The organism is Bradyrhizobium sp. SZCCHNS1050 (assembly GCF_032484785.1).
Lineage (GTDB): Bacteria > Pseudomonadota > Alphaproteobacteria > Rhizobiales > Xanthobacteraceae > Bradyrhizobium.
This window is the reverse complement of sequence record NZ_JAUETR010000001.1, coordinates 656,124-677,063: the sequence shown is the minus strand read 5'-3', so window position 1 is coordinate 677,063 and position 20,940 is coordinate 656,124. Positions and strand designations below refer to the sequence as shown.

Below are 20,940 nucleotides of genomic sequence, written 5' to 3'. Positions count from 1 at the left end.
GCGTCGCGCGGCGACAACATCACAAGGAGTGTTCGATGACGGCCTTGCTCGAAATCAAGGGGCTCCATGCCGAGATCGCCGGCGGACGGAAGATCATCCAGGGCCTGGACCTGACCGTGAACAAGGGCGAGATCCACGCCATCATGGGGCCGAACGGTGCCGGCAAGTCGACGCTGTCCTACGTGCTCGCCGGCAAGCCCGGCTACGAGGTCACCGCCGGTGAGGTCTATCTCAACGGCGAGGACCTCTTGGCAATGGAGGCCGATGAGCGCGCCGCCAAGGGCGTGTTCCTGGCGTTCCAATATCCGCTGGAGATCCCGGGTGTCGCGACCTTGACGTTCCTGCGGGCCGCCTTCAACGCCCAGCGCAAGGCGCGCGGCGAAGAGGAGCTGTCGTCGCCGGATCTTATCAAGCGCGTGCGCGAGATCGCCAAGACGCTCAACATCGACGCCGACATGCTGAAGCGGCCGCTCAATGTCGGCTTCTCCGGCGGCGAGAAGAAGCGCAACGAGACCCTGCAGATGGCGCTGCTGCAGCCCTCGCTCTGCGTGCTCGACGAGACCGATTCCGGTCTCGACATCGACGCGCTGAAGGTCGTCGCCAGCGGCGTCAATGCGCTGCGCTCGGCCGAGCGGGGCATGATCGTCATCACCCACTATCAGCGGCTGCTCGACTACATCGTGCCCGACATCGTTCACGTCTTCGCGGCGGGCCGCATCGTCCGCACCGGGACCGCGGACCTCGCGCGCGAGCTCGAGGCGACCGGTTACGCCCAGTATCAGAGCGAAGCGGCGTAGGGCGGAGCACGAGCATGGGCGTCGCGATCCGCAAGACCAAGGCCGAGCTCGGGCTGGCCGATCTGTACCAGGGCGCCCGCCGTTATCTGCCGGGCGGCGAGGAGATCACGGCGGTGCGCGCCGCCGCTTTTGACCGCTTCAACGCGGTCGGCCTGCCGCATCGGCGCGTCGAGGCGTGGCGCTACACCGATCTGCGCACGCAGATGAAGGAGGCCAAGCGGCTGGCCTCGCTGCCCGATGACGCCGCCAAGACCAAGGCGCGCGAGGCGAGCGACCTGTTCGCGGGCACTGGCTTCCGCAAGCTGATGATCGTTGACGGTGCCTTCGTGCCCGAGCTGTCCGACCTCGCCGATCTCGGGCCCGGCCTCACCATCCAGCCGATGGCCGACGCGCTCGCGGCCGACAAGCCGCTGCTGTCGCAGCGGCTCGGTCCGGTCGTGCCGGACGACGATCCGGCGCTGGCGCTCAACACCGCGCTGGCTGCCAATGGCGTCGTGATCCTGGTGGCGCCGGGCACGGCGCTGAGCCGGCCAATCCACGTCGCGTTCGTCACGACGAACTGGGTCGCAACCTCGATGTACACGCGGTCGCTGGTCAATATCGGAACTGGGGCCAGCGCCACCATCGTCGAGTCGCATCAGGGGCCCGACGGCAGCGAATATCAGGTCAACACCGCGATGCAGCTCGTCGTCGGCGACGAGGCGCGGATCGACCATGTCAAGGTGACCCGGGAGGGCAACAGCGCGCTGCACATCTCCTCGCTGCTCGCCAATATCGGCGCGCGCGCGACCTTCAATCAGCTCGGCTTCGTCGCCGGTGGCAGCCTGGTGCGCAGCCAGCTGTTCGTGCACATCGCGGGCGAGGGCACCGTAGCCGACATCCGCGGCGGATCGCTGCTGTCCGGCGCCCAGCATGCCGACACGACCTTGGCGATCGAGCATGCCGCCGAGAACTGCCAGAGCCGCGAGACCTTCAAGGCTGTCGTCGGCGACACCGCGCGCGCGGTGTTCCAGGGCAAGATCACGGTCAGCCCCGGCGCGCAGAAGACCGACGCCAAGATGATGTCACGGGCGCTGCTGTTGTCCGACGAGGCCGAAGCCGACAGCAAGCCGGAGCTCGAAATCTTCGCCGACGATGTGCAATGCGGCCACGGCACCACGACCGGCGCGATCGATGACGAGCTGCTGTTCTATCTGATGGCGCGCGGCATTCCGCCGAAGGAAGCCAAGGCGCTGCTGATCCAGGCCTTCGTCGGCGAGATCATCGAGGGCGCTGCCAATGAGAGCGTGCGGGCGGCGCTGACGGAGGCGATGCTGGGCTGGCTCGGACAACGGGAGTAGGTGATGCATGCAGCGGTGCAGGGAAGCGGCTACGACGTTGGCCGCATCCGCGCGGATTTCCCGATCCTCGGCATGCAGGTCCACGGCAAGCCGCTGGTCTATCTCGACAACGCCGCGTCAGCGCAGAAGCCGCAGGCGGTGCTTGACCGGATGAACCAGGTCTACACGTCCGAATACGCCAACGTGCATCGCGGCCTGCATTATCTCGCGAACGCCGCCACCGAGGCCTACGAGGGCGCCCGCGCCAAGGTCGCGGCGTTCCTCAATGCCGAAAGTCCGGAGCAGATCATCTTCACGCGCGGCGCCACCGAGGCGGTCAATCTGGTGGCGCAGACCTTCGGGCGCGAGCGGATCGGGCCGGGCGACGAGATCGTGCTGTCGATCATGGAGCACCACGCCAACATCATCCCCTGGCATTTCCTCCGGGAGCGGCAGGGCGCCGTGATCAAATGGGCTCCCGTCGACGGCGACGGCAACTTCCTGCTCGACGAATTCGAGAAGCTGCTGACGCCGCGCACCAGGATGGTGGCGATGACGCAGATGTCGAACGTGCTCGGCACGGTGGTCCCGGTCAAGGAGGTCATCCGCATCGCGCATGACCGCGGCATTCCGGTGCTGATCGACGGCTCCCAGGCCGCCGTGCACATGGAGGTCGACGTCAGGGATCTCGACGCGGACTTCTACTGCATCACCGGGCACAAGATCTATGGCCCGACCGGCATCGGCGCGCTCTACGGCAAGCGTGAGCTGCTGGCGGCGATGCCGCCGTTCAACGGCGGCGGCGAGATGATCCGCGAGGTGTCGCGGGACCGGGTCACCTATGGCGATCCGCCGCACCGCTTCGAGGCGGGCACGCCGCCGATCGTGGAGGCCGCCGGGCTCGGCGCCGCGATCGACTACGTTGCCTCGATCGGCAAGCAGCGCATCGCGGCGCATGAGCATGATCTCGTCACCTACGCCACCGAGCAGCTGCGCGAAATCAACTCGCTGCGCATCATCGGCAACGCCGCCGACAAGGGCGCGATCGTCTCGTTCGAGATGCAGGGCGCCCACGCCCACGACTTCGCCACCGTCATCGACCGCTCCGGCGTCGCGGTCCGCGCCGGCACCCATTGCGCCATGCCGCTGCTGGAGCGTTTTGGCGTCACCGCAACCTGCCGCGCGTCGTTCGCGATGTACAACACGCGCGAAGAGGTGGATGTGCTGGTCCGTGCGCTGAAGAAGGCACAGGAGTTTTTCTCTTAAGAGCACTCGCTCTGTCCTGGCAGAGTTCCTACTGACTCGCATCTGGCGAGTTGGAATCGAGCATTCGCCAAGCTGGCGGTGCGCTCCCTCGCCCCGCTTGCGGGGAGAGGGTTGGGGTGAGGGGGACTCTCCACACGCACCAGACTCGCGGAGAGTCCCCCTCACCCGGATTGCATCTTCGATGCAATCCGGCCTCTCCCCGCACGCGGGGAGAGGCGAAGACTGAGTGTGCCGCGCTATAGCGGCTTCATCAAAGCAACAAATCAAAACCTACGCCGCCGCAGCCATCGCCGCCTGCGCATCGGCCTTGATGCGGCTGACCATCGAGCGGAAGCCGTTGGAGCGCTGGGGCGTGAGATGCTCGCGCAGGCCCAGCTTCTCGAACAGGGCGATCGGATCGGCGGCGAGAACGTCCGGCGCGGTGCGGCCGGAGACCATCGCCAGGAGGATCGCGACCAGGCCACGCACGATGTGCGCGTCGCTGTCGCCGACGAAATGCAGCACCGGCGTTGCGGCGTCGTGCCGCACGGTGGTGGCGAGCCAGACCTGGCTGGTGCAGCCTTGCACCTTGTTGCCATCATTGCGGTCGATGTCAGGCAGCGGCGGCAGGCCGCGGCCGAGCTCGATCACGTAGCGGTAGCGGTCGTCCCAGTCGTCGAGCAGCGCGAAATTCTCGACGATGTCCTCGATGTCCGGTATCCCCGGCGTCGCAGTCTGGGTCATCCTCAACATCATCCTCTCCTCGTCATCGGCCGATCTCCGTAGATGCGGGGCCAGCTATGCCGTCATGTCCGGCTCGCTGCCGCGCCGCGCCAGCACGGAATCGACCGCGTGCGTGACGCCGTCGAAGGTGATTGGCTTGGCGATGATGGCTTCCGCGCCATGCCGCAGGCCGGCCAGCGCGAGCGGCGACCGGGTCGATCCCGCGACCACGATGATGCCGGCCTGATGCATCTTCCGGGCGAGCATGCCGACCGTCTCGGCGCCGTCGTCCTCCAAGATGCTCATCCCGATGAGGACGGCGTCGGGCGAGGTCCGTGCCGCCTTGGTCAAAGCATCGGCGGTCTCCGCGAAGGTGAAGGTCTCGTGACGCTCACTGAGAATGTAGCCGAGCGCCGAGCGGATCACCTGATCGGCTTCAATGACAAAGACGCGCGCCTTGCTCGCCATCAAAAGTACTCCTGCTGGCCCGTTCGAAAGCGGGTTTGATCTGCATCAAGCAAACTCCGTACCGCCGCTCCTGACCGGCCCCCCGCGAGCGCTCCGCGGTGTTCTCTACGGAAGCGCCGCTCGGAGCCGCGGCGGCATGTGTCGTTTCGGACAGCACGGCGCGGGAGCGTCGGGTGAAAACCCCCGATGTCGGATTTGCAACAAGTCCATCCTAGCGCCGAGCTTGGCCGCATCTCTTTCAAAACATGGCCTTTTTAACGATTCCAAAGCTCTGGCACAGCCGTTGCAAAACTGGGCTCAGGCAATGGTTGAGGGCTGAGTGCACGCCGACGCTTCGGACGAGCGATGCTCTCCTTCCCAATAACCCGTCTGCCGGTTCTGGAGAGAGGACGCGGTCTCGCGATGCAAGGCGCATGCGGGACATTGGCAATCGGTTGATGGAGAGCAGAATGTCATCACTTCGACAAATCGCATTCTACGGCAAGGGCGGCATCGGCAAATCGACGACGTCGCAGAACACGCTCGCGGCGCTCGCCGAGATGGGTCATCGGATCCTGATCGTCGGCTGCGACCCCAAGGCGGATTCGACCCGCCTGATCCTGCACGCCAAGGCGCAGGACACGATCCTGAGCCTGGCTGCTGCCGCCGGCAGCGTCGAGGACCTCGAGATCGAGGAGGTCATGAAGGTCGGCTATCGCGACATCCGCTGCGTCGAGTCCGGCGGTCCGGAGCCGGGCGTCGGCTGCGCCGGCCGCGGCGTCATCACCTCGATCAACTTCCTGGAAGAGAACGGCGCCTACGAGGACATCGACTACGTGTCCTACGACGTGCTCGGCGACGTCGTGTGCGGCGGCTTCGCGATGCCGATCCGCGAGAACAAGGCGCAGGAGATCTACATCGTGATGTCCGGCGAGATGATGGCGATGTATGCCGCCAACAACATCTCCAAGGGCATCCTGAAATATGCGAATTCCGGCGGCGTGCGCCTGGGCGGCCTGGTCTGCAACGAGCGTCAGACCGACAAGGAGCTGGAGCTGGCGGAGGCTCTCGCCAAGAAGCTCGGCACCCAGCTGATCTACTTCGTGCCGCGCGACAACATCGTGCAGCACGCCGAGCTGCGCCGCATGACCGTGCTGGAATATGCGCCGGATTCGGTCCAGGCCGGGCACTACCGCTCGCTGGCGCAGAAGATCCACAACAACGGCGGCAAGGGCATCATCCCGACCCCGATCACGATGGACGAGCTCGAGGACATGCTGATGGAGCACGGCATCATGAAGGCCGTCGACGAAACCCAGATCGGAAAGACTGCCGCCGAACTCGCCGCAACGGCGTAACCGCCACCGGTGCTCCGGCCCTTCATCTCCAAGGGCCGGATCACCTCCGCAACCGATCATCGAGGAAAGCCAGATGAGCGTCACCGAGAAACAAAGCGTCGCCGAGATCAAGGCGCGCAACAAGGAACTGATCGCCGAGGTCCTGAAGGTCTATCCGGAAAAGACCGCCAAGCGCCGCGCCAAGCATCTCAACGTGCATGAGAACGGCAAGTCGGATTGCGGCGTCAAGTCGAACATCAAGTCGATCCCCGGCGTCATGACCATCCGCGGTTGCGCCTACGCCGGCTCGAAGGGCGTGGTGTGGGGCCCAATCAAGGACATGATCCACATCAGCCATGGCCCGGTCGGCTGCGGCCAGTACTCCTGGGCGGCGCGCCGCAACTACTACATCGGGACGACCGGCATCGACACCTTCGTGACGATGCAGTTCACCTCCGACTTCCAGGAGAAGGACATCGTCTTCGGCGGTGACAAGAAGCTCGCCAAGATCATGGACGAGATCCAGGAGCTGTTCCCGCTGAACAACGGCATCACCGTGCAGTCGGAATGCCCGATCGGCCTGATCGGCGACGACATCGAGGCCGTCTCCAAGGTCAAGTCGAAGGAGTATGACGGCAAGACCATCGTCCCCGTGCGTTGCGAAGGCTTCCGCGGCGTCTCCCAGTCCTTGGGTCACCATATCGCCAACGACGCGATCCGGGACTGGGTGTTCGACAAGCTCCCGGCCGATGCCGCGCCGCGCTTCGAGCCGTCGGCCTACGACGTCGCGATCATCGGCGACTACAACATCGGTGGCGACGCCTGGTCGTCCCGCATCCTGCTCGAGGAGATGGGCCTGCGCGTGATCGCCCAGTGGTCGGGCGACGGCTCGCTGGCAGAGCTCGAGGCGACGCCGAAGGCGAAGCTCAACGTGCTGCATTGCTACCGCTCGATGAACTACATCTCGCGCCACATGGAAGAGAAGTACGGTATTCCGTGGTGCGAATACAACTTCTTCGGACCGAGCAAGATCGCCGAATCGCTGCGTAAGATCGCCAGCTATTTCGACGACAAGATCAAGGAAGGTGCCGAGCGAGTCATCGCCAAGTACCAGCCCCTGATGGACGCCGTGATCGCCAAGTACCGGCCGCGCCTAGAAGGCAAGACCGTGATGCTGTTCGTCGGCGGTCTGCGTCCGCGCCACGTGATCGGCGCCTACGAGGATCTCGGCATGGAGGTCGTCGGCACAGGCTATGAGTTCGGCCACAACGACGACTATCAGCGCACCGCTCAGCACTACGTCAAGGACGGCACGCTGATCTACGACGACGTCACCGGCTACGAGTTCGAGAAGTTCGTCGAGAAGGTCCAGCCGGACCTGGTCGGCTCGGGCATCAAGGAAAAGTACGTGTTCCAGAAGATGGGCGTACCGTTCCGCCAGATGCATTCCTGGGACTACTCGGGTCCCTACCATGGCTATGACGGGTTCGCGATCTTCGCCCGCGACATGGACATGGCCATCAACTCGCCGGTCTGGAAGATGGCCAAGGCGCCCTGGAAGCAGGCGCCCAAGCCGTTGCTTCAGGCAGCCGAGTAAGCACCACCGCCCACGGCCTGGCTCTCCTTCGACGGAGAGCCAGTGCTCCCTGATCGACACAGGAACATAGAGAGGGTTATCCCATGACGCAGAGTGCCGAACATGTGCTCGATCACTTCGAGCTTTTCCGTGGTCCCGAATACCAGCAGATGCTGGCGAACAAGAAGAAGATGTTCGAGAATCCGCGCGATCCCGCCGAGGTCGAGCGCATCCGCGAATGGGCCAAGACACCCGAATATCGCGAGAAGAATTTCGCCCGCGAGGCGCTGACCGTCAACCCGGCGAAGGCCTGCCAGCCGCTCGGCGCCGTGTTCGTTGCCGTCGGCTTCGAAAAGACGCTGCCGTTCGTGCACGGCTCGCAGGGCTGCGTTGCCTATTATCGCAGCCATCTGTCGCGCCACTTCAAGGAACCGAGCTCCTGCGTGTCGTCGTCGATGACCGAGGACGCAGCCGTCTTCGGCGGCCTCAACAACATGATCGACGGCCTCGCCAACGCCTACAACATGTACAAGCCGTCGATGATCGCGGTCTCCACCACCTGCATGGCGGAAGTCATCGGCGACGACCTCAACGCCTTCATCAAGACCTCCAAGGAGAAGGGCTCGGTTCCCGCCGAGTTCGATGTGCCTTTCGCCCATACGCCTGCCTTCGTCGGCAGCCATGTCACCGGCTACGACAATGCAATGAAGGGCATTCTCGAGCACTTCTGGGACGGCAAGGCCGGCACCGCGCCGAAGCTGGAGCGCGTTCCCAACGAGAAGATCAACTTCATCGGCGGTTTCGATGGCTACACCGTCGGCAACATCAAGGAAGTGAAGCACATCTTCGAGGCGATGGGGATCGAGTACACGATCCTCGGCGACAATTCGAACGTGTTCGACACGCCGACCGACGGCGAGTTCCGTATGTATGATGGCGGCACCACGCTGGAGGACGCGGCCAACGCGATTCACGCCAAGGCGACGATCTCGATGCAGCACTTCTGCACCGAGAAGACCCTGCCGTTCATCAAGAACCACGGCCAGGAGGTCGTCTCCTTCAACCATCCGGTCGGCGTGACCGGCACCGACGCCTTTGTGATGGCGCTGTCACGCATCACCGGCAAGGAGATTCCGGAGCAGCTCGCGCTCGAGCGTGGCCGCCTGGTCGACGCGATCGCCGACTCCAGCGCTCACATCCACGGCAAGAAGTTCGCGATCTACGGCGATCCGGATCTCTGCCTCGGCCTCGCAGCGTTCCTGCTCGAGCTCGGCGCCGAGCCGACCCACGTGCTCGCCACCAACGGCAACAAGGACTGGGCCGAGAAGGTCCAGGCGGTGTTCGACTCCTCGCCGTTCGGCAAGAACTGCCAAGTGTATCCCGGCAAGGATCTCTGGCACATGCGCTCGCTGCTGTTCACCGAGCCGGTCGATTTCCTGATCGGCAACACCTACGGCAAGTATCTGGAGCGCGACACCGGCACGCCGCTGATCCGCATCGGCTTTCCGATCTTCGATCGTCACCACAAGCACCGCTATCCGGTGTGGGGCTATCAAGGCGGCCTGAACGTGCTTGTCACGATCCTCGACAAGATCTTCGACGAGATCGACCGCAACACCAACGTGCCCGCCAAGTCGGACTACAGCTTCGACATCATCCGCTAGGACACGGCGCGCGGCGGTCCCTCAAGGGCCGCCGCGTCTCGATCTGGACGACGAGGCTCATGGGGAAGGCACTGAAAGCCTGAGCCTCCTCGGCCAAAAGACGCGCAGAAGGTCCGCCAACAGGAGAAGCCGATGAGCTCGCTGTCTGCCACGATCCAGAACGTCTTCAACGAGCCGGGTTGCGGCAAGAACGCCAACAAGTCCGAGGCCGAGCGCAAGAAGGGCTGCACCAAGCAGCTGCAGCCGGGCGGTGCGGCGGGCGGGTGCGCGTTCGATGGCGCCAAGGTCGCCTTGCAGCCGCTGACCGACGTCGCGCACCTCGTGCACGGACCGATCGCCTGCGAGGGGAATTCCTGGGACAACCGCGGCGCGGCCTCGTCTGGCTCGCAGATCTGGCGCACCGGTTTCACGACCGACATCAACGAGACCGACGTCGTGTTCGGTGGCGAGAAGCGGCTGTACAAGGCGATCAAGGAAATCATCGAGAAGTACGATCCGCCGGCGGTCTTCGTCTACCAGACCTGCGTGCCCGCCATGACCGGCGACGACATCAATGCCGTCTGCAAGGCGGCCTCGGCCAAATTTGGCAAGCCCTGCATCCCCGTCAACTCGCCCGGCTTCGTCGGCCCGAAGAATCTCGGCAACAAGCTCGCCGGCGAGGCGCTGCTCGACCACGTCATCGGCACCGTCGAGCCGGAGGTCACAACGCCCTACGACCTCAACATCATCGGCGAATACAATCTCTCCGGCGAGCTCTGGCAGGTGAAGCCGCTGTTCGACGAACTCGGCATCCGCATCTCCGCCTGCATCTCCGGCGACGGCCGCTACAAGGACGTCGCCTCGTCGCACCGCGCCCGCGCCGCGATGATGGTGTGCTCCAAGGCGATGATCAACGTCGCCCGCAAGATGGAGGAACGCTACGGCATTCCGTTCTTCGAGGGATCGTTCTACGGCATCCAAGACTCCTCGGACTCGCTGCGCGAGATCGCGCGCCTCCTGGTCGAGCGCGGCGCGCCGGCCGATCTGCTGGACCGCACCGAGGCGGTGATCGCGCGCGAGGAGGCCAAGGCCTGGGCGGCGATCGAGCCGTTCAAGAAGCGGCTCACCGGCAAGAAGGTACTGCTGATCACCGGCGGCGTGAAGTCGTGGTCGGTCGTGGCGGCGCTGCAGGAGGCCGGCATGGAGCTGGTCGGCACCTCCGTCAAGAAGTCCACCAAGGAGGACAAGGAGCGCATCAAGGAGCTGATGGGCCAGGACGCGCACATGATCGACGATATGGCGCCGCGCGAAATGTACAAGATGCTCAAGGACGCCAAGGCCGACATCATGCTCTCGGGCGGCAAGTCGCAATTCGTGGCGCTGAAGGCGGCGATGCCCTGGCTCGACATCAACCAGGAGCGCTCCCACGCCTTTATGGGCTATATCGGGATGGTGAAGCTGGTCGCCGAGATCGACAAGGCGATCTACAACCCGATGTGGGAGCAGCTGCGCAAGCGGGCGCCCTGGGAGCAGGCCGACAGCAACTGGCAGGCCAGGGCGATTGCCCAGGCCAATGCAGAAGCGGCGGCGCTGGCGGCCGATCCGGTCGCCGCGGAAGCCGCGCGACGCGCCAAGAAGATCTGCCACTGCAAGTCGGTCGATCTCGGCACCATCGAGGACGCGATCAAGGCCCATGGCCTCGCCGATGTCGCCGGCGTTCGCGAGCACACCAACGCATCGGGCGGCTGCGGCGCCTGCGCCGGCCGTGTGGAGGACATCCTGGCGGCGCAGAAGGCGCCGGCCGAGCTGCTGCAGGCGGCGGAGTAGGGCGGCGCTCATGGCCAAGGTCACCATTGGAAAGAAGGCCTGCGCGGTCAATCCGCTCAAGATGAGCCAGCCGATCGGCGGCTCGTTCGCCTTCCTCGGCCTGCGCGGCGCGATGCCGCTGCTGCATGGTTCGCAGGGCTGCACCTCGTTCGGCCTGACCTTGTTCGTGCGCCACTTCAAGGAAGCGGTGCCGATGCAGACGACGGCGATGAGCGAGGTCGCCACCGTGCTCGGCGGCTATGAGAATGTCGAGCAGGCGATCCTCAACATCTACAAGCGACAAAAGCCGGAGATCATCGGCATCTGCTCGACCGGCGTCACCGAGACCAAGGGCGACGACGTCGACGGCTACATCAGGCTGATCCGCGAGAAACATCCAGATCTCGCGAATTATCCGCTGGTCTACGTCTCGACGCCGGACTTCAAGGACGCGTTCCAGGACGGTTGGGACAAGACCGTCGCCAAGATGGTCGAGGTGCTCGTCGACAAGCCGACCTCGACCCGTCGCGACCCGGCGCGGGTCAACGTGCTGCCGGGCTGCCATCTGACGCCGGGGGATATCGAGGAGCTGCGCACCATCATCGAGGATTTCGGTCTGGAGCCATCGTTCCTGCCGGATATCGGCGGCTCGCTCGACGGCCACATCCCCGACGAGTTCACGCCGACAACGATCGGCGGCATCGGCCTGGAAGAGATTGCGACCATGGGCAGCGCGTCCTGGACGATCGCGATCGGGGCGCAAATGAAGCGAGCGGCGGAAGCGATGCAGGCCAGGACCGGCGTGCCGTATCGGCTGTTCGAGCGGCTCTGCGGGCTGCTGCCGAACGACGAGTTCATGACGTTCCTCAGCAAGATCTCGGGACGCCCGGTGCCGGTGAAATATCGACGGCAGCGCGGCCAGCTCGCGGACGCGATGCTGGATGCGCATTTCCACATTGGCGGCCGCAAGCTCGCTGTTGGCGCCGAGCCGGATCTGCTGTTCGACGTCGCGAGCATGCTGCACGACATGGGCGCGCATGTGTCGGTGGCGGTCACCACGACGCAGTCGCCGGTGCTCGAGCGGATGCCCTGCGATGAAGTGCTGATCGGCGATCTCGAGGATCTCGAAAACCTGGCAAAGGAGCGCGACTGCGGCTTGATGCTCACGCATTCGCACGGCCGCCAGGCCGCCGCCCGCCTCAAGATCCCGTTCTACCGGATCGGCTTTCCGATGTTCGACCGGCTCGGGGCAGGGCATCTCCTGACGGTCGGCTATCGCGGCACGCGCGATCTGATCTTTGCGCTCGCCAATCTGATCATCGCCGATCGCGAGGACAACCATCAGCCGACGCCCGACACCTGGCTCGATCCCTGGAAGGACCTCGAACAGGCATCGATCGACACCGCCGTCGTGGCGCCACTGCATTGACGTTTCAGGAGAAAGGACCGACGACATGAAAGTCGCATTCGCTACCCAGGATCTGAAGCGCGTCGACGCCCATTTCGGCTGGGCCAAGAACATCGCGATCTACGATCTCGATCCCGAGGGCTACCGCTTCATCGAGAAGGTCGAGTTCGACGGCGATCTCAAGGAGGATGGCAACGAGGACAAGCTGGCGCCGAAGATCGAGGCGATCAAGGATTGCGCGATCCTCTATGTCGCCGCGATCGGCGGCTCCGGCGCCGCGCGCGTCGTCGCCAACAACATCCATCCGATGAAGGTCACCCAGCCCGAGGAGATCACCGATCTGCTCGGCAAGCTGCAGGCGGTGCTCAAGGGCACGCCGCCGCCCTGGCTGCGCAAGGCGCTGGCCAAGGGCCAGGAACGCGCGCTCGATTTCGAGGAATGAGGAAACCACCATGTCCGATACCGCGGTAGCCGTCGAAACCATCCCCGCCGAGCAGCGGCCCTTCGTCAAGGAGCTGATCAAGGTGTGGCGCGCCCAGGACACCCATGGCGCATGGGAAGGCAAGAAGGACATCGACCTGCTCGAGCCCTACATCCTGGACAAGGAGAAGCGGCGGGCGTTGCCGATCATCGGCGATCCCGATCCGGAGACGATCTGGCGGCTGGAGCTGTTCTTCAATGCGGTCGCACTGTCGATCGAGAAGGCCACCGGCGTCATGATCTCGCCGATGCTGAAGATGAGTCACGAGGGCTTCGGCCGCATGGTGCTGATCGGCGGCCGGCTGATCGTCGTCAACAAGCAGCTGCGGGACGTGCACCGGTTCGGCTTCGACAATCTCGGCAAGCTGGCCGACGAAGGCGACAAGTTCGTCAAGGCCGGCGTCGAGATGATCGAGAAGTTCAAGGACGTCGCGAACTACTGAACGGCGAGGATGAGAGAGATGAGCGACCTGGATACCCTGAAGGCCGAGATCAAGAAGCTGTCGGCACGCGCCATGGATGCCAAGATGAACCTGCACGACCTGTCAGAGGAACTGCCCATCAACTGGGACCAGATCCTGCCGACGGCGCAGAAGGCGCATGACGCGTTCGCCGAGCTGGAGAAGAAGCGGGCCGAGCTGAAGAAGCTCGAAACCGCGTAAGCCCGATTTGAGGATCCGTCATCATGTCCAACGCAACCCGTGACGGTCGCGACTGGCGGCCGGACTATCTGGTCGCCATCGATCCGGCCAAGTGCATCGGCTGCGGCCGCTGCTACAAGGTGTGTGGCCGCGAGGTCATGACCCTGAAGGGCATCAACGACGAGGGTGAGTTCGTCGAGCTCGACGACGACGAGGATGATGAGGTCGAGAAGAAGATCATGGTCATGAACGACACCGGCGCCTGCATCGGCTGCGGCGCCTGCGCGCGCGTCTGCCCGACCAACTGCCAGACCCATTCGCCGGCGGCCTGAGATTGTCGAGCGTGCTGCCATGATGCGGATGGAGGCGAAATTCACGATCGGCCAGGTGACCCGGCACCGCGTCTACGATCTGCGCGGTGTCGTGTTCGACGTCGACCTGTCGTTCTCCGAGGAAGAGGGCTGGCGCGCCATCACCATGGACGCCAGGCTCGACAAGGAGCAGCCGTTCTACTACCTGCTCGCCGAATGCGGCGACAGCAGCTACATCGCCTACGTTCCCGAGCAGAACCTGGTGGCTGATGCCTCGGGCGAGCCGGTGAAGCATCCCGATATCGGCGAACTGTTCGATGTCGACGATGAGGGCAGCTATCGCTACCGCGGGCGGATCTTTCAGTAGATCTTGCCACTGCCGTCATTGCGAGGAGCCGCAGGCGACGAAGCAATCCAGAGTTCCTTGTGCCGCCCTGGATCGCGTCGCTGCGTTCGCGATGACGGAGACTTGTGTTGGCCACGATCTATCCGCTCGTCATTCCGGGGCGCGCGAGGCGCGAGCCCGGAATCCATAACCACGAACGGGCATTGTCTTCTAAGTAGAGCGCCACAGGCATCTCGCGCCTCACAACCGCCTGTGGCTACGGATTCCGGGCTCGCGCTTCGCGCGCCCCGGAATGACGGTCGAGAGATGAGGGCCAGCCGAAAGCGGGGACTTTTACTCGATCCCCTGTTCCCTGGCCTTCCACATCGCCGCGATCCGGAAGCGCTCGTTGATCGCGGCGGGGTTGGCGAGGATCTCGGCCTGGGCGGCGGCGAACGCGCTCTCGACGATCGCTGCCTCGTCCTTGGTCAAGGTGATGCGGCCGGCCATGTGAGTCGCGTCGGGCGCGGCCTCCCAGATCTTGCGCCGGTTCGGATGCAGCTTGACCTCGACCAGCTCGAACGCCTCGAGCTCGCCTTCGAGGCATATGGCGAGGCCAATCACCTCGACCTTGCGGCCGTCCTGCGTGGTCTTGACCAGAGTCTTTGCCATGCTCGTGCTCCCGTCGTTCGTTTGCTCAAATCACGCCGCGACCGGCGTGTTGTCGAGCTGGCTCCATTCCGCCCAAGCGCCGTCGTAGACGGCGGCGTTCGGAATGCCGAGCCGGTAGAGCGCCAACGCCAGCATGCAGGAGGTGATGCCCGAGGCGCAGGTGGTAACGATCGGCTTGTTCAGATCGACGCCCGCGGCCGTAAAGCGTGCGGTGAGCGCGTCGGGCGCCAGCAGCACGCCGGAGTCCGGATCGACCAGATCGGCCCAGGGCAGGTTGATGGCACCTGGAATGTGGCCCTGGCGCTTGAAGGTGAACACGTCTGCCTGCGTGCCGTCGAACTTGCCGGGCCCGCGCGCATCGATGAGTTGGCCGCCGGCCTGCAGCAGGCTACGCACGTCGGCCGAGGTCGCGACCAGGCCGGGCTGGAAGCTGGCCGTGAAGCTCGCGGGTTCCGGGCGCACCGGCGTCATCTCCGCAGGCCGCTTCTCCTTGGTCCATTTGCCGAAGCCGCCGTCGAGCAGCGCGACGTTGTCGTGCCCGAATACGCGGAACATCCACCACACGCGGCCCGCGGCCGAGCCGCCATAATGACGGTCGTAGACGACGACGCGATCGGCATTGCTGATGCCGAGCAGCCCGACCTTGTGGGCGAAATCGCCCGCTGACGGCAGCATGTGCGGCAGCGGGTTGGACTTGTCGGCGACCTGGTCGATATCGAAATGCACTGAGCCCGGCAGGTGCCGGCCGCGGTATTGCGTACGGCCGTCCAGGTTGGTGCTCGGATGGTGCCAGGTGCAGTCGAGGATCTTGGTGGCGGGATCGGAAAGATGTTGTGCCAGCCAGTCGGAGCTGACCAGGGTGCTCGAGGGATCCGTGCTCATGCATGCGCTCGCGTTTGAAGAGCCAACAGGATGACTGACGCGCTTGCGGGCGTCAGAGCGTCTTCGGCATCGGATAGCCCGGGCGTGGATGGGTGTCGTAGTATTCCGGACGCTCCGGCCAGCCGCCTTCGGCGACGATCTTGAAGGTCGCGACCGTGACCGGCGCGCCGGGCGAGCACGACACTTCGGTGAACTTGATTTCGCGCTCGCCTGGGCCGGCGGAGAAATCGGCGACGGTAGTACCGTCCGCCTTGCGCGCCCGCGCAAAGCCGGGCGTGCCGACGGTGGCCGCCGGCACGGACGTCGCGACGAAGTTCGGCTGCTCGAGGCCATCCACCGCGGCGCCGAAGGCGGGCGAGCCGAACGTGAAGGTCGCGAGCACGCCGCTGCGGTCGACCGGCTTGTCCGCGGTGATCGGACGCGCCACCGAGTAGACCGTCAGCGTGCCGCCCTCCAATGCCGCCTTGATGTCGTCGAGCGAGCTCTCGACGAATTCCAGTGCCACGTTCATGTCGATCTCCTTACAAAGAGGCGCCTTTGCAGGAGAAATTTTCAAGTTCTGTGCCAGTCTATCGCAGCAGCAAAGAAGGCGAGGCGGACAGGCGGAGTTGCGCGAATCTTGCAACGCGGCTCGCAAGCGAGCCGACCGTCGCTCCTGCTGCGCCGAAGCGGCCGTGTCGGAGATGCGCCAGACATCGATGAGGCCCGACATGACGACCGACGTCGCCTACGCCATCTGCAGCTTCAACGACATTCCGAGCCGCCGCGCCATGGGCTTCCAGCTCGTGATCGTCGCGGAGGACGGCAGCCACCGCCCGTGGCCGATCTTCGTGATCCGCTGGGGCAAGCAGGTGTTCGGCTATCTGAACATGTGCCCGCACGACAAGGTCAATCTCGACTGGGAGCGCAATCAGTTCCTGGACGGCAACGGCCTTCGCATCCTCTGCGGCAAGCACGGCTCGCTGTTCGAGATCGGTACCGGGCTCTGCGTCGATGGCCCGTGCAGGGGCGAGAGCCTGACGCCGGTCGCGCTGAGCGTGCTGGATGGCGACATCTGCGTGACCGGCGTGACCCTGGTCGAGGATGACGAGGAAGAGGGTGAGACCGGCCTGCAGTGTGAGGACGGCTGAGGCGGCGATCGCGGTGAAGTCCCGACGGAAACTGCCGGGACTTCATCTTGAATTTGAAGAAACGGACGGTCTCAGACTGGCCGGTTCTCGTTGCGGTTCTTGACCGGCTCCATCCTGGCCAGTGCATCCGCGTAGGGCACGAGATCGTAGTTCTCGCTGAAGTCCTTGGCGGCGTCGAGCACGTAATCGAGCTTGCCGGCGGTATCGAGCTTCTTGATGTCGTTCTTGTCGATCGACAGCAGCTCCAGCATCTCCTTCCAGACCGTGGATTCGTCGCAAGGCAGCACGTAGAAGGTGATGTCGTCGATCTTGATGCGGTACTTCGCCAGCAGATCGATGTTGTTGCAGAACATGAAGTACTTGCCGTCCGGCGTCAGCAGGCCCTTGAGCACCTCGGCCGCGGTCTCGAGATAGGCCAGCGAGTGGATGTAGCCGGCGAGCACCGGGATCGTCGATGCGCCGTCCTGCGCGATCGTCAGCACCTGCTCGATCGAGAAGTCCGGCGGACGCTTCTCGTCCGCAACCTGGGTCTGGAACTTCAGCGCGATATCGCCGCGGAAGCCGAACCGTCCCGGCTTGGTGGTCGGCGCCTTGAGAACGGCGTTCAGCAGCCGCCCTTCCTTGTCGAGCTGCGCGAGCGCGGTGATCTCGATCGCAACCGTCTTCTCCAATGTCGTCATCAGCAATCCCCTCGCATGTCCTTGTCAGCCGTTCGCCGCACGGCGCGGTCGAAAGGGGCGTGATGCAAATTGTCTGCCGGTGTGTGCTGCGGCTTGATTTGCTTGGTTCTTTTGCCTCTCGCGCCAGTCGATTGTCGGGTTTGCGCCCCGACATCGCGCCGACGCCCGCGCGACACGGCGTGAACAGCGCCTGTCGGAAAGCCGACACGCGTCGGAAACGCCACAGCGACAACATGAAAAGTTGAGGTCTTTCAGGCGATTGCTGCATGGCATGAGACTTGCCAATTCCGTTCACAACAGCCGAATGGGAAAGGCGAGACGATGATGATCAACCTGACCGACAGCGCCATCAATGCGGTCCGCAACGCGATCACGACCTCCGACAAGCCGGTCGACGGCCTCAGGATCATGGTCGAAGCCGGCGGCTGCGCCGGGCTGAAATACAACATGGGCCTCGTCAGCGGCAGCGAGCCGGAGGACACCGTGATCGAGCGCGAGGGCGTACGCGTGCTCGTCGATCACAAGAGCCTCGAATATCTCGAAGGCACGACGATCGATTTCGTCATCGCGCTGGAGGGCTCCGGCTTCACCTTCGAGAACCCGAATGCCAAGTCGAGCTGCGGCTGCGGCAAGTCGTTCGCTTGAGTCTTCGCTCGATCATCCAACACGCGAGAAGTGAAACCATGCTGGTCGAATCCCAGGGCATCGTCGAAGCGCCGTCGCAGATGAGCGAGCGCGAGCGGATCATCCGGGCCGTGATCGAGGAGGTTCGTCCGAACCTCAAGCGCGACGGCGGCGATTGCGAGCTCGTCGAGATTGACGGCAACAAGATCATGGTCAAGCTCGCCGGCGCCTGCATCTTCTGCAAGCTCGCCAGCGCGACGCTGGAGGGCATCCAGGCGCGCATGATCGAGAAGCTCGGCGAATTCGTCCGCCTCGTTCCGGTGGCCGGCGCAGCCAAGGCGCGGCATTAAGGAGCGGCCTTGCGTCCGGTCTATCTCGACAACAACGCGACGACACGAGCCGATCCCGAGGTCGTCGCGGCGATGTTGCCGTTCTTTACGGACCAGTTCGGCAATGCTTCATCCTCGCATGCCTTCGGCAGCGAGGTCGCCGGGGCCGTGAGGCAGGCGCGCAAGAGCCTGCAGGCGCTGCTCGGTGCCGTCTTCGATCACGAAATCGTCTTCACCTCGGGCGGAACGGAATCCGACAATACCGCGATCCTGTCGGCGCTGGAGACGCAGGAGGGCCGCGACGAGATCGTCACGACGGCGGTGGAGCACCCCGCGATCCTGTCGCTCGTCGAATACCTCATGGACAAGCGCGGCGTCGCGGTGCATCTGATCGGCGTCGATGCGGCCGGCCGGCTCGATCTCGAGGCTTACAAGCGCGCGCTCGGCCCGCGCACGGCGATCGCCTCGGTGATGTGGGCCAACAACGAAACCGGCACGCTGTTTCCGGTGTCCGATCTGGCCAGGCTCGCGCATGAGGCCGGCGCGTTGTTCCACACCGACGCCGTGCAGGCGGCCGGCAAGATCGCGATCGATCTGAAATCCGCTGGCGTCGACATGCTGTCGTTGTCCGGCCACAAGCTGCACGGCCCCAAGGGCATCGGTGCGCTTTATGTTCGGAAGGGCACACCGTTCGCGCCGCTGCTGCGCGGCGGCCCGCAGGAGCGCCGCCGGCGCGGCGGCACCGAGAACGTGCCGGGCATCATCGGGCTCGGCAAGGCGGCCGAGCTCGCGGCAAAGCATCTCACGGACGAGCAGGGCCGCGTTCGCGCGCTGCGCGACCGGCTGGAGCAGGGCATCCTCCAGAGCGTCGGCCATTGCGTCGTGCTCGGCGACCTCGCTGCGCGGCTGCCGAACACCTCCAACATCGCCTTCCGGCATCTCGAGGGCGAGCCGATCGTCATGCGGCTGAACCAAGCCGGTATCGCCGCCTCGCTCGGCTCGGCCTGCGCCTCGGGCTCGATGGAGCCGTCGCACGTGCTCCGCGCGATGAACGCGCCGCCGGATCTGCTGCGCGGGGCTGTCCGATTCTCGCTGTCGCGCGACACCACGGACGACGACATCGATCGCGTGCTGCAGATCCTGCCCGACATCGTCGGCCGGCTCCGCGAGACCTCGCCGGCCTGGCTGCAGCATCGTCAATCGCCATCGGCGGACGCCCTTCGCCCTACGGAGCTCACGCAATGAAAGTCATGATCCGCCGCTCGCCGGAAACGGGCCTGTCGATCTACGTCCCCAAGAAGGATCTCGAGGAGCCCATCGTCGAGTCGGAGCACGAGTCCTTGTGGGGCGGCTGGATCCGCATCGCCAACGGATGGGTCCTCGAACTGCCGCAGATGGCTGCCGACACGCGGCTGCCGATCACGATCAATGCGCGCAAGCGCGGTGGCGAAGGGGACGAGTGATGAATGCGCCGCTTCCTCATATCGACATCGTCAAGCAGGCCGATGCCGAGGCCCTGCTCAAGGACGTCGTCGCCGGACTGAAGGCCGGCAAGGTCGTCCCGTTCCTCGGTCCCGCCGTGTCCGAGCAGTCCGGCGCCACGGTGCCGATGAATCCTGAAGCGCTGGCTGCGTTCTTCGGCACCAAGGTGGCGCTGCCGCGCCGAGCCAAGGGCAATGCGTGGGCTTCAGCCCAGCACATCGAGAGCACGCGCCACCGCTCGACGGTGACCGCGCTGATGGCCGAAGCCTTTGCCGCGCCCGTTGCACCGACACCGCTGCAGCAGCATCTGGCGTCGCTGCCGTTGCCGATGATCGTCGACAGTTGGTATGACGGCGCAATGCGAACCGCGCTCGGCGGGCGCGGCGATTGGGGCGAGGTGCAGGGCATCACGCGGGCCGGAATCGGCGAGGACCGCTGGTATCGCTTCTACGACGCCGCGGGCGCCGAGAGCGATCGCGAGAAGGCCGCAAGCTGGACCACGCTGCTCTACAAGCCGCATGGCGGGATCACACCGGCCAGGAACTTCCTGATCACCGATGCCGACTATGTCGAGGTGCTGACCGACATCGACATCCAGACACCGATACCCGACACGGTCAAGGACCGGCGCACCGACCGCAGCTTCCTGTTCATCGGCTGCCGCTTCAACGACCAGTTGCTGCGCACCTATGGCCGCCAGGTCATCAAGCGCTCCGGCGCCGATCACTACGTCCTGGTCGAGCCCGACTCATTGTCGAAGAACGAGCTGAAGTTCTTCATCGCCGAGCGGTTGACGCCGATCGCGATTCCGCTGGCCCGCGCGAGCGAGATCATCATCGGCGGCTGAGCGAAACCACGACACCGGAAATCGAACAGCGCGGCCGCAAGCTGCGCTGCTTTGCCGTTCGTCCTGTGTCCCAATTCGAGTCTGTAACATTTCTAACAACGCCCGAAACGAGAGCCTTTCGCATGTTGGCAAGGCGACAGGCGCGATGATTTGGCTAAGGCGTTGATAGTCTGACGAAATGATCTTGTCCGCGGCGTGGCACGCGAGTTGCTGAACCCTAGCCCAAGGCGGTTTGC

The 20,940-nt window shown here is 64.6% G+C and carries 25 protein-coding genes; 19 read left to right on the top strand and 6 right to left on the bottom strand.

Annotated elements, in window-relative coordinates; translation table 11 throughout:
• Positions 1–35: 35 nt before the first annotated feature.
• The 3 genes from sufC to QX094_RS03195 are packed head-to-tail and all read left to right on the top strand — an operon-like array spanning position 36 to position 3,382.
• Positions 36–797, top strand: a complete 762-nt coding sequence (gene sufC, locus QX094_RS03205) for a Fe-S cluster assembly ATPase SufC (RefSeq protein WP_315752830.1) — start codon at positions 36–38, stop codon at positions 795–797.
• A 14-nt stretch (positions 798–811) separates the two neighbouring features.
• On the top strand, positions 812–2,137 hold the full coding sequence (gene sufD / locus QX094_RS03200) for a Fe-S cluster assembly protein SufD (protein WP_316183909.1): 1,326 nt from the start codon (positions 812–814) through the stop codon (positions 2,135–2,137).
• A 3-nt stretch (positions 2,138–2,140) separates the two neighbouring features.
• Entirely contained in the window at positions 2,141–3,382 is a 1,242-nt protein-coding gene (locus QX094_RS03195) for a cysteine desulfurase (protein WP_316183908.1), read from the top strand.
• Positions 3,383–3,652: 270 nt separating this feature from the next.
• Here the strand turns inward: QX094_RS03195 and QX094_RS03190 are convergent, their stop codons facing one another.
• Together QX094_RS03190 and QX094_RS03185 are read right to left on the bottom strand one after the other, a co-directional pair.
• Positions 3,653–4,114 (bottom strand): SufE family protein, encoded by a 462-nt coding sequence (locus QX094_RS03190; protein WP_316169750.1) that lies wholly within the window; start codon positions 4,112–4,114, stop codon positions 3,653–3,655.
• Between the two features lie 45 nt (positions 4,115–4,159).
• Positions 4,160–4,552 (bottom strand): response regulator, encoded by a 393-nt coding sequence (locus QX094_RS03185; protein ID WP_316169749.1) that lies wholly within the window; start codon positions 4,550–4,552, stop codon positions 4,160–4,162.
• A 449-nt stretch (positions 4,553–5,001) separates the two neighbouring features.
• Between QX094_RS03185 and nifH the strand changes: the two genes are divergently transcribed.
• The 10 genes from nifH (at position 5,002) to hspQ (ending at position 14,100) form a co-directional block, all read left to right on the top strand.
• Entirely contained in the window at positions 5,002–5,889 is an 888-nt protein-coding gene (gene nifH, locus QX094_RS03180; RefSeq protein ID WP_315713086.1) for a nitrogenase iron protein, read from the top strand.
• A gap of 73 nt (positions 5,890–5,962) precedes the next feature.
• Positions 5,963–7,465, top strand: a complete 1,503-nt coding sequence (gene nifD / locus QX094_RS03175) for a nitrogenase molybdenum-iron protein alpha chain (protein WP_315713160.1) — start codon at positions 5,963–5,965, stop codon at positions 7,463–7,465.
• An 83-nt stretch (positions 7,466–7,548) separates the two neighbouring features.
• Positions 7,549–9,108 carry a nitrogenase molybdenum-iron protein subunit beta gene (gene nifK, locus QX094_RS03170; protein WP_315713159.1) on the top strand — a complete coding sequence of 520 codons (1,560 nt, stop codon included), beginning with the start codon at positions 7,549–7,551 and terminating at the stop codon, positions 9,106–9,108.
• Between the two features lie 132 nt (positions 9,109–9,240).
• Positions 9,241–10,914 (top strand): nitrogenase iron-molybdenum cofactor biosynthesis protein NifE, encoded by a 1,674-nt coding sequence (gene nifE, locus QX094_RS03165; RefSeq protein WP_316166074.1) that lies wholly within the window; start codon positions 9,241–9,243, stop codon positions 10,912–10,914.
• A gap of 10 nt (positions 10,915–10,924) precedes the next feature.
• Positions 10,925–12,322: a nitrogenase iron-molybdenum cofactor biosynthesis protein NifN gene (gene nifN, locus QX094_RS03160; RefSeq protein ID WP_315752837.1), complete on the top strand. Its 1,398-nt coding sequence runs from the start codon at positions 10,925–10,927 to the stop codon at positions 12,320–12,322.
• Positions 12,323–12,347: 25 nt separating this feature from the next.
• Positions 12,348–12,743 (top strand): nitrogen fixation protein NifX, encoded by a 396-nt coding sequence (gene nifX, locus QX094_RS03155; RefSeq protein WP_315713153.1) that lies wholly within the window; start codon positions 12,348–12,350, stop codon positions 12,741–12,743.
• A gap of 10 nt (positions 12,744–12,753) precedes the next feature.
• The gene (locus QX094_RS03150) at positions 12,754–13,224 is read left to right on the top strand and encodes a NifX-associated nitrogen fixation protein (protein WP_315752838.1); all 471 of its coding nucleotides are present in this window, start codon (positions 12,754–12,756) and stop codon (positions 13,222–13,224) included.
• Between the two features lie 18 nt (positions 13,225–13,242).
• On the top strand, positions 13,243–13,443 hold the full coding sequence (locus QX094_RS03145) for a CCE_0567 family metalloprotein (RefSeq protein ID WP_315713150.1): 201 nt from the start codon (positions 13,243–13,245) through the stop codon (positions 13,441–13,443).
• Positions 13,444–13,466: 23 nt separating this feature from the next.
• On the top strand, positions 13,467–13,754 hold the full coding sequence (gene fdxB / locus QX094_RS03140; RefSeq protein ID WP_315713149.1) for a ferredoxin III, nif-specific: 288 nt from the start codon (positions 13,467–13,469) through the stop codon (positions 13,752–13,754).
• Positions 13,755–13,773: 19 nt separating this feature from the next.
• Positions 13,774–14,100, top strand: a complete 327-nt coding sequence (gene hspQ / locus QX094_RS03135) for a heat shock protein HspQ (RefSeq protein ID WP_316183906.1) — start codon at positions 13,774–13,776, stop codon at positions 14,098–14,100.
• Positions 14,101–14,412: 312 nt separating this feature from the next.
• On the opposite strand, the gene QX094_RS03130 is transcribed toward hspQ, so the two are convergent.
• Genes QX094_RS03130 through QX094_RS03120 form a run of 3 tightly spaced genes read right to left on the bottom strand, consistent with a single transcriptional unit; the run spans position 14,413 to position 16,123 of the window.
• Positions 14,413–14,730 carry a hypothetical protein gene (locus QX094_RS03130; RefSeq protein ID WP_315713146.1) on the bottom strand — a complete coding sequence of 106 codons (318 nt, stop codon included), beginning with the start codon at positions 14,728–14,730 and terminating at the stop codon, positions 14,413–14,415.
• 30 nt (positions 14,731–14,760) lie between these two features.
• Positions 14,761–15,612 (bottom strand): sulfurtransferase, encoded by an 852-nt coding sequence (locus tag QX094_RS03125; RefSeq protein WP_316183905.1) that lies wholly within the window; start codon positions 15,610–15,612, stop codon positions 14,761–14,763.
• 52 nt (positions 15,613–15,664) lie between these two features.
• The gene (locus QX094_RS03120; protein WP_315768856.1) at positions 15,665–16,123 is read right to left on the bottom strand and encodes a hypothetical protein; all 459 of its coding nucleotides are present in this window, start codon (positions 16,121–16,123) and stop codon (positions 15,665–15,667) included.
• A 199-nt stretch (positions 16,124–16,322) separates the two neighbouring features.
• On the opposite strand from QX094_RS03120, the gene QX094_RS03115 reads away from it, so the two are divergent.
• Positions 16,323–16,742, top strand: a complete 420-nt coding sequence (locus QX094_RS03115) for a Rieske (2Fe-2S) protein (RefSeq protein WP_316166078.1) — start codon at positions 16,323–16,325, stop codon at positions 16,740–16,742.
• A 71-nt stretch (positions 16,743–16,813) separates the two neighbouring features.
• Here the strand turns inward: QX094_RS03115 and QX094_RS03110 are convergent, their stop codons facing one another.
• Complete coding sequence (locus QX094_RS03110; protein ID WP_316183902.1) at positions 16,814–17,422, bottom strand: hypothetical protein; 609 nt, start codon at positions 17,420–17,422, stop codon at positions 16,814–16,816.
• 324 nt (positions 17,423–17,746) lie between these two features.
• Between QX094_RS03110 and QX094_RS03105 the strand changes: the two genes are divergently transcribed.
• Genes QX094_RS03105 through QX094_RS03085 form a run of 5 tightly spaced genes read left to right on the top strand, consistent with a single transcriptional unit; the run spans position 17,747 to position 20,704 of the window.
• Positions 17,747–18,067 (top strand): HesB/IscA family protein, encoded by a 321-nt coding sequence (locus tag QX094_RS03105; RefSeq protein ID WP_257170758.1) that lies wholly within the window; start codon positions 17,747–17,749, stop codon positions 18,065–18,067.
• Positions 18,068–18,105: 38 nt separating this feature from the next.
• Positions 18,106–18,396 carry a NifU family protein gene (locus QX094_RS03100; protein ID WP_315713137.1) on the top strand — a complete coding sequence of 97 codons (291 nt, stop codon included), beginning with the start codon at positions 18,106–18,108 and terminating at the stop codon, positions 18,394–18,396.
• Between the two features lie 9 nt (positions 18,397–18,405).
• On the top strand, positions 18,406–19,620 hold the full coding sequence (nifS, locus tag QX094_RS03095) for a cysteine desulfurase NifS (protein ID WP_316183901.1): 1,215 nt from the start codon (positions 18,406–18,408) through the stop codon (positions 19,618–19,620).
• Entirely contained in the window at positions 19,617–19,838 is a 222-nt protein-coding gene (nifT, locus tag QX094_RS03090) for a putative nitrogen fixation protein NifT (RefSeq protein ID WP_315713133.1), read from the top strand. Before nifS ends, nifT begins: the two co-directional genes overlap by 4 nt.
• A complete protein-coding gene (locus QX094_RS03085; protein WP_316166081.1) occupies positions 19,838–20,704 on the top strand; it encodes an SIR2 family protein in 867 nt (288 codons plus the stop codon). Before nifT ends, QX094_RS03085 begins: the two co-directional genes overlap by 1 nt.
• Positions 20,705–20,940: the final 236 nt, after the last annotated feature.

Excerpts from the sequence above, each read along its gene's own strand:
- QX094_RS03195 (WP_316183908.1), top strand. The coding sequence starts at position 2,141 with ATGCATGCAGCGGTGCAGGGAAGCGGCTACGACGTTGGCCGCATCCGC.
- QX094_RS03120 (WP_315768856.1), bottom strand. The coding sequence starts at position 16,123 with ATGAACGTGGCACTGGAATTCGTCGAGAGCTCGCTCGACGACATCAAG.
- QX094_RS03130 (WP_315713146.1), bottom strand. The coding sequence starts at position 14,730 with ATGGCAAAGACTCTGGTCAAGACCACGCAGGACGGCCGCAAGGTCGAG.
- nifK (WP_315713159.1), top strand. The coding sequence starts at position 7,549 with ATGACGCAGAGTGCCGAACATGTGCTCGATCACTTCGAGCTTTTCCGT.
- QX094_RS03125 (WP_316183905.1), bottom strand. The coding sequence starts at position 15,612 with ATGAGCACGGATCCCTCGAGCACCCTGGTCAGCTCCGACTGGCTGGCA.
- nifE (WP_316166074.1), top strand. The coding sequence starts at position 9,241 with ATGAGCTCGCTGTCTGCCACGATCCAGAACGTCTTCAACGAGCCGGGT.
- fdxB (WP_315713149.1), top strand. The coding sequence starts at position 13,467 with ATGTCCAACGCAACCCGTGACGGTCGCGACTGGCGGCCGGACTATCTG.
- QX094_RS03100 (WP_315713137.1), top strand. The coding sequence starts at position 18,106 with ATGCTGGTCGAATCCCAGGGCATCGTCGAAGCGCCGTCGCAGATGAGC.
- QX094_RS03185 (WP_316169749.1), bottom strand. The coding sequence starts at position 4,552 with ATGGCGAGCAAGGCGCGCGTCTTTGTCATTGAAGCCGATCAGGTGATC.
- nifX (WP_315713153.1), top strand. The coding sequence starts at position 12,348 with ATGAAAGTCGCATTCGCTACCCAGGATCTGAAGCGCGTCGACGCCCAT.
- QX094_RS03190 (WP_316169750.1), bottom strand. The coding sequence starts at position 4,114 with ATGTTGAGGATGACCCAGACTGCGACGCCGGGGATACCGGACATCGAG.
- hspQ (WP_316183906.1), top strand. The coding sequence starts at position 13,774 with ATGATGCGGATGGAGGCGAAATTCACGATCGGCCAGGTGACCCGGCAC.
- QX094_RS03150 (WP_315752838.1), top strand. The coding sequence starts at position 12,754 with ATGTCCGATACCGCGGTAGCCGTCGAAACCATCCCCGCCGAGCAGCGG.
- QX094_RS03110 (WP_316183902.1), bottom strand. The coding sequence starts at position 17,422 with ATGACGACATTGGAGAAGACGGTTGCGATCGAGATCACCGCGCTCGCG.
- QX094_RS03105 (WP_257170758.1), top strand. The coding sequence starts at position 17,747 with ATGATCAACCTGACCGACAGCGCCATCAATGCGGTCCGCAACGCGATC.
- QX094_RS03085 (WP_316166081.1), top strand. The coding sequence starts at position 19,838 with ATGAATGCGCCGCTTCCTCATATCGACATCGTCAAGCAGGCCGATGCC.
- nifN (WP_315752837.1), top strand. The coding sequence starts at position 10,925 with ATGGCCAAGGTCACCATTGGAAAGAAGGCCTGCGCGGTCAATCCGCTC.
- sufC (WP_315752830.1), top strand. The coding sequence starts at position 36 with ATGACGGCCTTGCTCGAAATCAAGGGGCTCCATGCCGAGATCGCCGGC.
- QX094_RS03115 (WP_316166078.1), top strand. The coding sequence starts at position 16,323 with ATGACGACCGACGTCGCCTACGCCATCTGCAGCTTCAACGACATTCCG.
- sufD (WP_316183909.1), top strand. The coding sequence starts at position 812 with ATGGGCGTCGCGATCCGCAAGACCAAGGCCGAGCTCGGGCTGGCCGAT.
- QX094_RS03145 (WP_315713150.1), top strand. The coding sequence starts at position 13,243 with ATGAGCGACCTGGATACCCTGAAGGCCGAGATCAAGAAGCTGTCGGCA.
- nifT (WP_315713133.1), top strand. The coding sequence starts at position 19,617 with ATGAAAGTCATGATCCGCCGCTCGCCGGAAACGGGCCTGTCGATCTAC.
- nifD (WP_315713160.1), top strand. The coding sequence starts at position 5,963 with ATGAGCGTCACCGAGAAACAAAGCGTCGCCGAGATCAAGGCGCGCAAC.
- nifH (WP_315713086.1), top strand. The coding sequence starts at position 5,002 with ATGTCATCACTTCGACAAATCGCATTCTACGGCAAGGGCGGCATCGGC.